This is a genomic window from Pseudorhodoplanes sp., from assembly GCF_035565795.1.
In the GTDB taxonomy this organism is placed as follows: Bacteria; Pseudomonadota; Alphaproteobacteria; order Rhizobiales; family Xanthobacteraceae; genus Pseudorhodoplanes.
In genome coordinates this window covers 18898-30430 of record NZ_DATMRV010000214.1, presented here as the reverse complement: position 1 = coordinate 30430, position 11533 = coordinate 18898, and the positions used below count along the sequence as shown (strand labels likewise).

Sequence of the window (11533 nt, the reverse complement as noted above, 5' to 3'; positions counted from 1 at the left end):
GGAGCAGGGCCGGTCGGATTGACGGCCGCCATGTCGCTGGCGTCGTATGGCATCAGCGTGGTCGTGGTCGAGCGGCGGCGACGCGGCGAGCCGCCGAGCGTCAAGAGCAACCATGTGTCGGCTCGCTCGATGGAAATCTTCCGGCGGCTGGGCGTGGCGTCCGCCTTCCGAAACGCAGGGCTGCCGCCGGACTATCCAAATGACGTGTCCTATCGGACCACGACTATCGGGACGGAGCTGGCGCGAATTCACATCCCATGCCGCAGGGATCGCTACGGCGACAAGAGCGGTCCGGACGGCTGGTGGCCGACGCCGGAGCCGCCGCACCGGATCAACCAGATCTACCTCGAGCCGATCCTGTTCGGGCGTGTCGATGCTCTGCCCGAGGTTACGATCCTGGCGCAGACCGAGTTCGAGACATTCGAGCAGACCGAAGCAGGCGTCGTCGCGGCGGTCCGCAGCCTCGAGGACTGGCGGGTCCTCAACATCGAGTGCGACTATCTTGTCGGATGTGATGGCGGGCGGTCGGTGGTTCGTTCGGCGATCGGCGCAAAGCTGCATGGCGACGCTGTCGTCCAGTCGGTACAGTCGACATGCATCCGTGCGCCTGGCTTGATCGAGCGCATGAGCGCCAGGCCGGCCTGGGGAACGTTTTCGGTCAACCCCCGCCGCTCGGGGAATGTCTACGCGATCGACGGCAAGGAGACCTGGCTCGTTCACAACTATCTGCGGCGCGGAGAGGATGACTTCGCCTCCGTCGATCGCGATGCATGCCTGCGGCTTATCCTGGGCGTTGGGCCGGATTTTCACTACGAGATCATCAGCAAGGAAGACTGGATCGGCCGACGGCTCGTCGCCGATCACTTCCGTGATCGGCGCGTGTTCATTTGCGGGGATGCCGCGCATCTGTGGGTCCCGATGGCGGGCTACGGCATGAACGCTGGCATCGCTGATGCAGCCAACCTGTCATGGCTGTTGGCGGGCGCATTGCAGGGATGGGCCGACGCGGGCATCCTCGGTGCGTATGAAGCCGAGCGCCTGCCCATCACGCAGCAGGTATCCCATTTCGCGATGGACCACGCGATATCGCTGAGCAAGCTCCGGTCGGCGATTCCCGATCGGATTGAGGAGCCTAGTCCGGAAGGCGACGCGATCCGTGCACGCTTTGGACGCGAATTATACGATCTGAATGTCAACCAGTATTGCTGTGGAGGACTCAACTTCGGCTATTTCTACGATGCGTCGCCGATCATTGCGTACGACGACGAGACGCAGCCCGGCTATACGCTCTACGACTTCGTGCCGTCGTCAGTCCCCGGCTGCCGCACACCACATGTCTGGCTGGAAGACGGGCGGTCGCTCTACGACGCGATGGGCCCCGGCTACACGCTGTTGCGCTTCGATCCCGCGATTGATGTGAGCGGTCTCGTCGACGCTGCCGCGAGGCGAAAGGTGCCGCTTGTCGTACTCGATGTGCGTTCGAGCGACGAGGCGCTCACAACCCTCTACCCGCAAAGTCTCGTGCTGTCGCGGCCGGACCAGCATGTCGCCTGGCGGGGGAATGCGGTGCCGGACAAGCCGGACGAGCTCATCGATCTGATCCGGGGCGCTGCGACAGCGTTCCGGACGCGGCGCGCAGCATAGCCGGGTCTACCCGGCATAATCTCTTTGCCGCTCATGATATCTGTGCCGCTCAGGCGAGCACATCTGGCCGCGGAGGCACATCATGTCGCGCACGACGATGTCTTCCGAATAGGTATTGAAGGTGTTCACCGCATACATTGCGAGGCGCAACTCGTTTCTCTCGCCGCGCTCCATCGCGTGCATGATGGCGCGGCTGAGTGTGGCCTTGGCGATCGAAAAGTTATCCGTGCAGAGGCGCCCGTTGCTCATGAACAGCCGATAGGCCCGAAGCAGCGCCCGCTCCATCTGATCGCAGTCGGATTCATCGAATACCATTGGTCCCCCGTGTATCGAGCGGTTTGCGGCCGACCAGCCACCACTCGAGCCCAATAAAGCCGCACACGCCGAGAACGGCGCCGATCACCATTTCGATCATGGAAGTGTCCCCAGGCGACGGATAGAGCCGCACCATCGCGTTACATCCGTGATGGTGCATCGCGATCTTGATTCACGACGTTGATGAGGAATGCCGATCCGAGCCGATGATCGCGGCTTCAGCTACGCTACAATGTGGTGATTCAGTCGTCATGATTGCGAGCCCCCAACTCGAATCTGTGTGTCTTATTGGGGCAGCGCATTAGGGCAGCGATGTGACACGTCGGAGCACCGGACTACTGATCGCGGTGCAATGATGCGGATTCTGAAAAAAATACGAACGGACGAAATGACGCGGCGAGGTTGTCGATCGGAGCAGAGCGGTCGACCGCATCATATTGCGACGCACACGAGCCTTCGTGAGCGCGTTTCGCTCCAGGGCTCATTGCATCACTTACGAATGAGCATGATGCGGTGCAGCGGACTCGCGTGCTGGATGCGATGCCGCCCATCCCTTGGGTGCATCGCCGAGGATGACGAAGGATGAGCCTTCTTCGGTGACCCAACACTGGCAGATGCCATACCGGCTGCGATTCTCGTCCGCGTCAAACCAGACATACATGTCCGCTGCATCGCGCAGATATGGGTAGCGCGCGACGCCAATCCGCCCGTCGGCGAAGCGAAGGTAAAGGTTGCTGGTCATGTCCGCAAAAATGCACGGGTTCTGTTAAGAGTGCGTTAACCCGGCTTTCGCCCCGCGTGATTCGAGGAAGCGCGTGGAGTGAGCGGTCGGCGCGATGCTATGTGGCGCGCAGAACGCGCGACATCCATGCCGCCATGGTGTCCAGGATCTCCTCCTTGACATCGCTGTCCTTGCGGCCGCTCTTCGCCGGGACGTGGAAAGAGTGATCGGCATTCGCGACGAGATGCAGGCTCGCGCGTTGCCCGAGGGAAGCGACCAGCGGCTCGATCAGGTCGACCTCGGCGAGCGCGTCACGCGTCCCCTGAAGGAACAGCATCGGCACCTTGATGCCGGCAAGATGATCGCCGCGTTCGCTTGCGGGCTTTCCGGCGGGATGCAGCGGAAATCCGAAAAAGCAAAGTCCACGCACGCCGGGTAGCGGCTCCTTCGCCTGCGCATGCGACGTCATGCGCCCGCCAAACGACTTCCCGCCCGCAATCAATGCCGTCCCTGGGAGTTTCGCTGCGGCGGCCTCGACCGCTGCACGGACCGCGGCTTGCGCGACCGCAGGCGCGTCCGGCCTCTTGCTGCCGCGCTCCATGTACGGAAACTGATAACGGAGCGTCGCGATGTTGCGTGCAACGAGGCCGGTCGCAACCGCCTGCATGAATGGATGCGTCATGCCGGCGCCCGCGCCATGTGCGAACACGTAGCCGGCGAGGGGGCTTGCGGGTTTGTCGAGCAGCGACGAGACGGTGCCGCTGCCGGGAATTTCGATGGTGAAGGTCTGCGTCATCTTCATTGCACCAGGACAGGCCGTATGGATGCCACAACCTTGACGGCTTCGCACTGGCCCAGGCAGGAGCGCGGGGGCACGCCGCCATCGCCGGCAATTCAGGGCAGGGGACCGCCTGTTCGCCGCGGTTCCCGGCCGGTCGCGGCCTCCGCGAGCGGTAGCGCGCCGCCGGCGCATGGGCTAAAAGGCCGGCCATGCAGACCTACGACCGCAAGTCACTGACCCCTCCCGGCGGGCACAAGAAGGTGCTCCTGCATTCCTGCTGCGCCCCCTGTTCCGGCGAGGTGATGGAAGCGATGCTAGCCTCCGGCATCGATTACACGATCTTTTTCTATAACCCGAACATTCATCCCGAGCGCGAATATCTCCTGCGCAAGGACGAGAATGTGCGCTTCGCCGAGAAGCACGGTGTGCCGTTCGTTGATGCGGATTACGACAAGGACAATTGGTTCGCGCGTGCCAAGGGCATGGAGTGGGAGCCGGAGCGTGGCATACGCTGCACGATGTGCTTCGACATGCGCTTTGAACGCACCGCGCTCTATGCGCACGAGCATGGCTTCCCGGTGATGACCTCTTCGCTCGGCATCTCGCGCTGGAAGAACATGGCGCAGATCAACGATTGCGGTAAGCGCGCCGCCGGCCGTTACGAGGGACTGAGCTACTGGGACTTCAACTGGCGCAAGGGCGGTGGTGCCGCGCGCATGATCGAGATTTCCAAGCGCGAGGAGTTCTACCAGCAGGAATATTGCGGTTGCGTCTATTCGCTGCGTGACACCAATCAGCACCGGCGCAGCCAGGGTCGCGCTCCGATCGAGATCGGAACGAAATTCTACGGGCGCGACGAGGATAAAGACGCAATCTAGCTGAGGCCGGCGTTTCGGTTGGCTGAGGAGACGCGGCCCGGAGCGCGCGCGCCCATCACGACAGGCGAGGAGCAATTCACGGCTCGGTGCTGAATGCGCCCGGCCGTGGCTGTCTGAGGATGCCGCCTTTGCGCGCGAACAGGAATACGACGACGAAGAAGATCGCCTGAATGAGGACGATGCAGGCGCCGGTCGCTCCATCGATGTGGAAGCTGACGATCGTTCCGATGAGGGCCGAGGCAAGTGCGACAGCGGCAGCGATCACAAGCATCCTCTCGAAAGAGTCGGTTAGCAGATAGGCCGTGGCGCCCGGCCCGATCAGCATCGCGATGACGAGGATGATGCCGACGGCCTTGAGCGAGGCCACGATTGTCAGTGCGAGCAGCACGAGAAGACCGTAATGCAACACCTGAACCGGCAGGCCGATGGAGCGGGCATGGTTCGGGTCGAAGCAGTAAAGCAGCAGATCACGCCGTTTCACGAGCACGATCGCGAGTGTGCCGCCGGCCACGATCGCTGTCTCGATCACATCGCGTATCGTGACGCCGAGCACATTGCCGAACAGAATGTGGTTGAGATGCTGCTCGGTCTCGACCTTGGTGAACAGCACCAGCCCGAAGCCGAACATGCCAGAGAACACGATGCCCATGACCGTGTCCTCCTTGATCCGGCTGTTTTCCTTGAGGTAGCCGGTCATCACCGCGCAACCGAGCCCGGCAACGAAGGCGCCGATCGCAAGCGGGATACTCAGGATATAGGCGAGTACGATCCCCGGCAGCACTGCGTGGGAAATGGCGTCGCCCATCAGGGACCAGCCCTTGAGCACGAGATAGCAGGACAGGACGGCACAGATTGCTGCAACAAGCAGTGACACCACAAGCGCGCGCTGCATGAACGGATACGACAGGGGGGCCGCGACGAGATCGTAGAGGCCGGTCACGCGGCGATCTCCGCGCCTGCGAGACGGCGTCGCCGGGCCGCGAGCAGCCCATGTTTCGGAGCGAAGACGAATGCGGAAAGAAAGACAAGCGTCTGAAGGGTCACGATCACGCCGCCAGTCGCGCCGTCCAGGAAATAGCTGAGATAGGCGCCGACGAAGCTCGTGGACACACCGAGCGCGATCGAGATGAGGATCAGTTTGCCGAAGCGGTCGGTGAGGAGATAGGCGGTCGCGCCGGGGGTCACCACCATGGCGATCACGAGGCAGGCGCCGACTGTTTGCAAAGCGGCGACAGTGCAGGCGGACAGCAATGTGAAGAATATGATCTTCAGCGCGCCTGTATTGATGCCGATCGAGCGCGCGTGATTCTCATCGAAGAACGTGACCATCAGGTCTTTCCAGATGAAAGCCAGAACCGCGAGCGATACCGCCGCGATGATCGCCACCTGCACCACGTCTTCGTCCGCGATGGCAAGGATATTCCCGAGCACGATAGTCTGGATCGAGACCGAGGTTGGCCAGATCGACGCCATCAGCAGGCCGAGCGCGAACAGCGCGGTAAAGACGAGGCCGATCACCGCATCCTCGCGCAGGCGGGACTTCTGCTTGACGAACTGCATAGCGAGCGAGGCGATGATGCCGGCAAAGAAGGCACCGACCGCGAAAGGCGCGCCGAGGATATAGGCTCCTGCCACGCCCGGGACGATCGAGTGGGCGAGCGCATCGCCCATGAGGGACCAGCCTTTCAGCATCAGATAAGCGGACAGGAAAGCGCAAACGCCACCCACCAGCGCGCTCACCCACATCGCCTTGAGCATGTAATTGTAGCTGAACGGGACCAGAAGTTCTGTGAGGAGGGTGCTCATGTGCCCCCCTGGTCCTTCTTGCGTTGATCCTTCGTGCGCTCGGCCTTGTCGCCGTAAAGCACCAGCGGCCGTTCGTCGTCGGTGAGGACGGTCACGCTGCGCGCATCGTCGTCGTCGTGCAGGTCGCGCCCGCCAAGCTGGAAGTTGCGCAGCACGCCGCCGAAGGCGCGTTCGAGGTTCTTTTGTGTGAACACCTCCGCGGTCGGACCGGCAGCGAGCACCGTGCGGTTGATGAGCACGACCTGGTCGCAGAAATCTGGCACGCTGCCGAGATTGTGCGTGGACACGAGGATCAGGTGTCCGGAATCGCGAAGCTCCCGCAGCAGTCCGATGATCGCGGTCTCCGTCTTCACGTCGACGCCGGTGAATGGCTCGTCAAGAAGGATGATCCGGCCTTCCTGGGCGAGCGATCGCGCGAGGAATACGCGCTTCTTTTGTCCTCCGGAAAGCTCACCGATCTGTCGGTTTCGATAGGCGCTCATGCCGACGCGCTCCAGCGCCTGGTCGACCTTGTAGCGGTCGGCGCGCGATGGCATGCGCAGGAAATTCATGTGGCCGTAACGGCCCATCATCACCACGGTCTCGACCAGAACCGGGAAATTCCAGTCCACGTCCTCGCTTTGCGGGACGTAGGCGACGATGTTTTTCTTGATCGCGTCCTCGACCGGGAGGCCGCACAGCTTCACCTCGCCGTGGGATGGACGCACGAAGCCCATGATCGCCTTGAAGATCGTCGATTTCCCGCTGCCGTTCACGCCGACAAGCGCGCATATCGTGCCCGGATCGAGCTGGAAATTCGCATCGCGTACGGCGGTGAAGCCGTTCGGATAGGTCACGCTCAGGCCGCGCACGGCAATGCTGGCACCGAGCGCGGTATCGGCCGGCTGGACCAGGCGGTGCGCAGGCGCGGTCATGCGTGCGGATCTCTCACTTGCCGAACCCCTTGGCGATGGTGTCGACCGTCACATTCAGGAGATCGAGATAGGACGGCACGGGGCCGTTCGCTGCGCTGAGCGAGTCGACGTAGAGGACGCCGCCATATTTCGCGCCGGTTTCGCGCGCGACCTGCTTTGCCGCACGATCCGAAATCGTGCTCTCGCTGAACACCACCGGGATCTTGTTCTTGCGTACAAGGTCGATCACCTTGCGGACCTGCTTGGGTGTGCCTTGTTCGTCGGCGTTGATCGGCCAGAGATAGGCTTCCTTCAAACCGTAGTCGCGCGTCAGATAACTGAACGCGCCCTCGCTGGACACGAGCCAGCGCTGGTTCTCCGGAATCGCAGCGAGCCGCTTGCGGAGCGGTTCATCGATCGCCTTGATTTTCGCGGAATATTCGGCCGCATTCCTGTTGTAGCTGTCGGCATTCTTCGGATCGTGCTGGACCAGCGCCTTGCGGATGTTCTCGACATAGATCAGCGCGTTGGTGGGCGACATCCAGGCATGCGGATTGGGCTTGCCGGTATAGGGGCCTTCGGTGATGCCGACAGGCGTGATGCCGTCGGTAACAACCACGCTGGGAACTTCCTTGACGTTGTCGAAGAAGCGCTCGAACCAGCGCTCGAGATTGAGGCCGTTCCACAATACGAGATCAGCTGCCTGCGCCTTGACGATGTCGAGCGGCGTCGGCTGATAGTCGTGGATCTCGGCACCGGGCTTGGTGATCGACTCGACGATTGCTTTGTCGCCGGCAACATTCTGCGCGATGTCCTGGATCACCGTGAAGGTCGTGACCACGCGGAACGGCTTGTTGATCCCCTGTGCACTCGCCGGAGCAACAAGCGCACACAGCGCCAGGGCGACGGCGCTCGCAAGCAACTTCGCTGAACTCATGTCCCCAGATGCCTCCGGCCCACACCAGTGGACTGCAATTGCGAATTATTTGCAAGATAAGGCGCGGTTTGCGTAGCGTCAAGCTAGCTGCGAATCATTTGCAAATAGAGGGCGTCTGCCGGAATCCTGGACTTCGCGAGCGGCGGGTCGAGCGGCTGAACTTAAGGCAGCGCAAACGCAACCACGGCGTCGCTGATTTTCGACGTCAGCGCCGGATGCCCGCCCGCGGCGAAGACCACGTATTGCTTGCCTTTGTAGCTGTAGATCGCTGGCAATGCCGCCGAAGGCGCGGGAACGAGGTGCTTCCACAGGACGTCGCCGGTCTTCAGGTCGATCGCGCGGACCCGCGAATCCATCGATCCACCGATGAAGATCAGTCCGCTTGCGGTGATGGCGGGTCCGCCAACCGTCGGAGTCCCCCATGCCTCCGGCATGTAGAAGCCCCAGCGCTGCACCTGGCCGAACGGCTTGCGCCACAGGAGCTTGCCGCTCTTGAGGTCGTAGGATGATAACGTCCCGAACGGCGGATTCCAGCAGGGCATGCGGAGCGGATTGAGGAAGGTGGAGATCCGGGCGCCATAGGGTGTGCCGCGCATCGGGTACAGGCCGCGCGCGGTCTCCGCGTCATCGTCCGCGAGGTTGTTATAGTCGGCGCGGCGCAGCAGCCTGTAGATCTGCACGGCGCTGGTCGCATTCACGATCATTGTCTGGCTGCGCGGGTCAATGGCGCCGCCGCCAGATCCGATCGCCCCGGTCAGCGACGGATATGTCAACGAACCCTGCAGGCTGGGCGGAGTGAACCGGCCCTCGTCGTGCCTGCCGGCTGCGATGCGCGTGCAATAGCCGAAGCTCACCCAGTCGGCGAGCTTGAAAATGCCCGGCCATGTGTCGCCCGTTGCCGGCGGCGGCATGGTCGCAAAAGGCTGCGTCGGCGCGGCGACTTCGCCGGGAACCGTCGATCGCGGCGCCGGCCGCTCCTCGATCGGGTAGATCGGCTCGCCGGTTTCGCGATTGAGTACGAACAGAAAGCCCTGCTTGCTCGTCTGCACGAGTGCCGGGATCGTGTTTCCGTCCTTCACGATATCGACGAGGCTCGGCGCAGCATTGGGCCCGTAATCCCAGACATCGTGATGCACGAGTTGGCGGCTCCACACGACCTTTCCGGACGGAATGTCCAGGGCCGTGACCGAGTTTGCGTAAGGGATGTCGTCGAGCCGGTTGCCGCCGAAGAAGTCGGGACTCGGTGAACGAACCGGGATGTAAAGCATGTTCCGGACAGGATCGACGGTCATGCTGCCGGCGACATTGGCCATGCCGGTCTTGCCGGCGACTTCTTCCGGAATGGACTCGAAGGTCCAACGCAGTGCACCGCTGCGCGCATCGAGGGCGAACAACGTGCCGGGAGATACCGCACCTTCGGCAAGGCCGTTTCCGCTCCAGCCAAGAAACAGGAAATCCCGGAACACGGTCGGTGGCTGTGTCAGCGCCAGCGGCCATTTTCTGTTCGCGCTGTTCCACTGGTCGGCATTCAGCACGCCTGCATCGCCGAAGTCGGCGCAAAGTTTTCCGCTATCGGCATCGACGGCGTGCAGTTTCGCATCGACGGTGCCGACATAAACGCGCTTCTGGCAGGGCTCTTCCGCAATCGGCTTGTCCGCCTGCCAATAGGCGACGCCTCGGTTCGAGGCTCCACGCTGTGCAGCGGCATCAAGAGCCGGTTTTGGATCGTAGCTCCATTTCAGACGCCCGCTATCCGGCTCGAGTGCGAGAATGCGCGATCTTGGCGTACCGACATAAAGCGTGTCGTTTGCAAAGATCGGGGTCGCCTGCCAGCCGCCAGGAGCAGGAGTTTCGGCGGTGCGCATACGCCAGGCGGTGCGCAGGTTTTTTACATTCGCCGGCGTGATCTCGCTCAACGGCGAGAATTTCTGCGCGCTGAGATCGCCGTTGAAGTGCGACCATCCGGCATTTTGCGCGTGTGCAAACGAGGCCAGTGCGAGCGTTGCGATGACCGGGCCGGAGAGTATCGGGAATTTCATGTCAAGGCCCGTGCATGAAAGCGGTCAGGCTGTGCGTGTCTGGAACAGTCGGATGAACCAGCCGAAAAGGCATACCGCCATAGCGGCAACGAGCGTCGTGCTTTCGAGAAGATAGCCGGCGAATGCAGTACCGACGATGCCGAAGAAGCAGAGCGTGGCGAACACGGCACGGACACCGAAGCCGCCCATGTCGCGTCCGAGCAAAAAGCCCGCAAACAGCAACAGCGCCGAGGAGACGATCACCAGCATTGCACCGGCGGTGCCTGAGACGCCGCTGTCGGCTGCATTGTAATTGATGACGGAGACGGTGAGGCCAACGATCGAGGCGATGACGATCAGCCAGGCGCCGTAATCGCTGCGTCTATATTCGTCCGCGCCCATGGTTGTATCCCCGCGCACAATTTACTCCTTCGCGGCCTGCCAGGGCAAACCGCCATCCCTGCATGTGGTGTGCAGGCTGGGGGGGCTTTGAGCGGACTACGGGAAAACCTGATAGCGGATGGAAGGCGGAGGCGGTCGCCGTGGGGACGGCGGCGATGTTCTGGCATCCGCGACGTCCGGCCTCACGCCAGCCGGGACTTGGGAGACGGCCGGTCGCGGTTCTGGCGACTCCGCCCGCGCGAGGGTCGAGGTCGTGCCGGCGAGAGAAAAGACCAGCGCCAGCGCCCACATCGTGATCGAGATGAGCGAGGTCCACATCGCGAAGGTGAGATATGTGTCGCGCAGAACGGTCGCGCTGGCCCATTGGGCATAGGCCTCCGGCGGGCGGAAGTTCTTGTCGATGTAGAGCCACATCTCGGTGCGGCGATAGTCCTTGGTCAGCGCCTCGCGCGCTTTCAGGACCAGGACGAAAGCCATGACGGTCGTGAGGAAGCCGCCGGCCTGAAAGGCCAGCTTGGGGTCGAACGACATCCCCGTCATGACGCAAAAAATACCGAGAGATGCAAAGCCGCAGGCGCGCAGGACCGTTTCGTAGGCGATACGGCGCATGTGCTCCATGGCAAGCCTCGACCTCGCTGCGTGCGCCTCAATCTAGCAAGGATCGCATTGCGTTTCAGTCACGAAGCGGTGTTGCGTTACGCCCATCTCAACAGGAGGCCGGCGCCGAACATCACGGCAGCAATCAGGGCGGCATTTTTTCCGGCCATCAGCAGCATCAGTTCGAGTTGTTCATGCGCGAAGGCGAGGCCAGCGCGTCCGCTCGGCCGTTCGTGCGGCTCCATGACCAGCCAGGCCTCTGTGTTTGCGACGCGCTCGTCGGTGAGGAATAGCGCGCGCACGAGAACCACAATCGCGAAGAACATGATCGCCGAGGCGCCGATGACAAGGGCAAGCGGTGGATCGAAACTGTAGACCACCATCAGAATGCCTGCGGCGAGCGCCGTGAAAACGGCATCCCGGACGATTGTGAAGAACGCAAAGCGCGCAAACGTATCCATGCGGGTCTCCTTTTCGATCGGATACCTGCTCCTTGGACACTCCCCTCCCGAGATTCCTCAATCAGGATGCAAGCACCGTG

13 protein-coding genes are annotated in these 11533 nt (G+C 62.3%); 2 read left to right on the top strand and 11 right to left on the bottom strand.

Annotated elements, in window-relative coordinates; all coding sequences use genetic code 11:
• Positions 1 to 1644, top strand: a 1644-nt coding sequence (locus tag VNZ93_RS19250) for an FAD-dependent oxidoreductase (protein ID WP_325708891.1), incomplete at its 5' end; no start/stop codon positions are given.
• Positions 1645 to 1650: 6 nt separating this feature from the next.
• Here VNZ93_RS19250 and VNZ93_RS19245 read toward each other — a convergent pair.
• From VNZ93_RS19245 to VNZ93_RS19235, 3 genes are all read right to left on the bottom strand, one after another.
• Positions 1651 to 1959, bottom strand: coding sequence for a hypothetical protein (locus VNZ93_RS19245; protein ID WP_325708889.1), 309 nt, complete (start codon positions 1957 to 1959; stop codon positions 1651 to 1653).
• 493 nt (positions 1960 to 2452) lie between these two features.
• Positions 2453 to 2701 carry a hypothetical protein gene (locus tag VNZ93_RS19240; protein WP_325708886.1) on the bottom strand — a complete coding sequence of 83 codons (249 nt, stop codon included), beginning with the start codon at positions 2699 to 2701 and terminating at the stop codon, positions 2453 to 2455.
• A 97-nt stretch (positions 2702 to 2798) separates the two neighbouring features.
• The gene (locus VNZ93_RS19235; RefSeq protein ID WP_325708883.1) at positions 2799 to 3482 is read right to left on the bottom strand and encodes an alpha/beta family hydrolase; all 684 of its coding nucleotides are present in this window, start codon (positions 3480 to 3482) and stop codon (positions 2799 to 2801) included.
• 188 nt (positions 3483 to 3670) lie between these two features.
• Here VNZ93_RS19235 and VNZ93_RS19230 point away from each other — a divergent pair, with 188 nt between their 5' ends.
• Positions 3671 to 4339 (top strand): epoxyqueuosine reductase QueH, encoded by a 669-nt coding sequence (locus VNZ93_RS19230; RefSeq protein ID WP_325708880.1) that lies wholly within the window; start codon positions 3671 to 3673, stop codon positions 4337 to 4339.
• Between the two features lie 76 nt (positions 4340 to 4415).
• On the opposite strand, the gene VNZ93_RS19225 is transcribed toward VNZ93_RS19230, so the two are convergent.
• The 8 genes from VNZ93_RS19225 to VNZ93_RS19190 form a co-directional block, all read right to left on the bottom strand.
• A complete protein-coding gene (locus tag VNZ93_RS19225; RefSeq protein ID WP_414710124.1) occupies positions 4416 to 5231 on the bottom strand; it encodes a metal ABC transporter permease in 816 nt (271 codons plus the stop codon).
• Between the two features lie 44 nt (positions 5232 to 5275).
• Entirely contained in the window at positions 5276 to 6145 is an 870-nt protein-coding gene (locus VNZ93_RS19220; protein WP_325708875.1) for a metal ABC transporter permease, read from the bottom strand.
• The gene (locus VNZ93_RS19215; protein ID WP_325708873.1) at positions 6142 to 7059 is read right to left on the bottom strand and encodes a manganese/iron ABC transporter ATP-binding protein; all 918 of its coding nucleotides are present in this window, start codon (positions 7057 to 7059) and stop codon (positions 6142 to 6144) included. The genes VNZ93_RS19220 and VNZ93_RS19215 overlap by 4 nt, the downstream gene beginning before the upstream one ends.
• A gap of 13 nt (positions 7060 to 7072) precedes the next feature.
• A complete protein-coding gene (locus VNZ93_RS19210; protein WP_325708870.1) occupies positions 7073 to 7975 on the bottom strand; it encodes a metal ABC transporter substrate-binding protein in 903 nt (300 codons plus the stop codon).
• 161 nt (positions 7976 to 8136) lie between these two features.
• On the bottom strand, positions 8137 to 10014 hold the full coding sequence (locus tag VNZ93_RS19205; RefSeq protein WP_325708867.1) for a PQQ-binding-like beta-propeller repeat protein: 1878 nt from the start codon (positions 10012 to 10014) through the stop codon (positions 8137 to 8139).
• Positions 10015 to 10038: 24 nt separating this feature from the next.
• Positions 10039 to 10413, bottom strand: coding sequence for a hypothetical protein (locus VNZ93_RS19200; RefSeq protein WP_325708864.1), 375 nt, complete (start codon positions 10411 to 10413; stop codon positions 10039 to 10041).
• 78 nt (positions 10414 to 10491) lie between these two features.
• On the bottom strand, positions 10492 to 11013 hold the full coding sequence (locus VNZ93_RS19195; RefSeq protein WP_325708861.1) for a hypothetical protein: 522 nt from the start codon (positions 11011 to 11013) through the stop codon (positions 10492 to 10494).
• A gap of 77 nt (positions 11014 to 11090) precedes the next feature.
• Positions 11091 to 11453, bottom strand: a complete 363-nt coding sequence (locus VNZ93_RS19190) for a hypothetical protein (protein ID WP_325708858.1) — start codon at positions 11451 to 11453, stop codon at positions 11091 to 11093.
• Positions 11454 to 11533: the final 80 nt, after the last annotated feature.

Excerpts from the sequence above, each read along its gene's own strand:
- VNZ93_RS19190 (WP_325708858.1), bottom strand. The coding sequence starts at position 11,453 with ATGGATACGTTTGCGCGCTTTGCGTTCTTCACAATCGTCCGGGATGCC.
- VNZ93_RS19210 (WP_325708870.1), bottom strand. The coding sequence starts at position 7,975 with ATGAGTTCAGCGAAGTTGCTTGCGAGCGCCGTCGCCCTGGCGCTGTGT.
- VNZ93_RS19230 (WP_325708880.1), top strand. The coding sequence starts at position 3,671 with ATGCAGACCTACGACCGCAAGTCACTGACCCCTCCCGGCGGGCACAAG.
- VNZ93_RS19245 (WP_325708889.1), bottom strand. The coding sequence starts at position 1,959 with ATGGTATTCGATGAATCCGACTGCGATCAGATGGAGCGGGCGCTGCTT.
- VNZ93_RS19215 (WP_325708873.1), bottom strand. The coding sequence starts at position 7,059 with ATGACCGCGCCTGCGCACCGCCTGGTCCAGCCGGCCGATACCGCGCTC.
- VNZ93_RS19205 (WP_325708867.1), bottom strand. The coding sequence starts at position 10,014 with ATGAAATTCCCGATACTCTCCGGCCCGGTCATCGCAACGCTCGCACTG.
- VNZ93_RS19240 (WP_325708886.1), bottom strand. The coding sequence starts at position 2,701 with ATGACCAGCAACCTTTACCTTCGCTTCGCCGACGGGCGGATTGGCGTC.
- VNZ93_RS19220 (WP_325708875.1), bottom strand. The coding sequence starts at position 6,145 with ATGAGCACCCTCCTCACAGAACTTCTGGTCCCGTTCAGCTACAATTAC.
- VNZ93_RS19235 (WP_325708883.1), bottom strand. The coding sequence starts at position 3,482 with ATGAAGATGACGCAGACCTTCACCATCGAAATTCCCGGCAGCGGCACC.
- VNZ93_RS19195 (WP_325708861.1), bottom strand. The coding sequence starts at position 11,013 with ATGGAGCACATGCGCCGTATCGCCTACGAAACGGTCCTGCGCGCCTGC.
- VNZ93_RS19225 (WP_414710124.1), bottom strand. The coding sequence starts at position 5,231 with ATGCAGCGCGCGCTTGTGGTGTCACTGCTTGTTGCAGCAATCTGTGCC.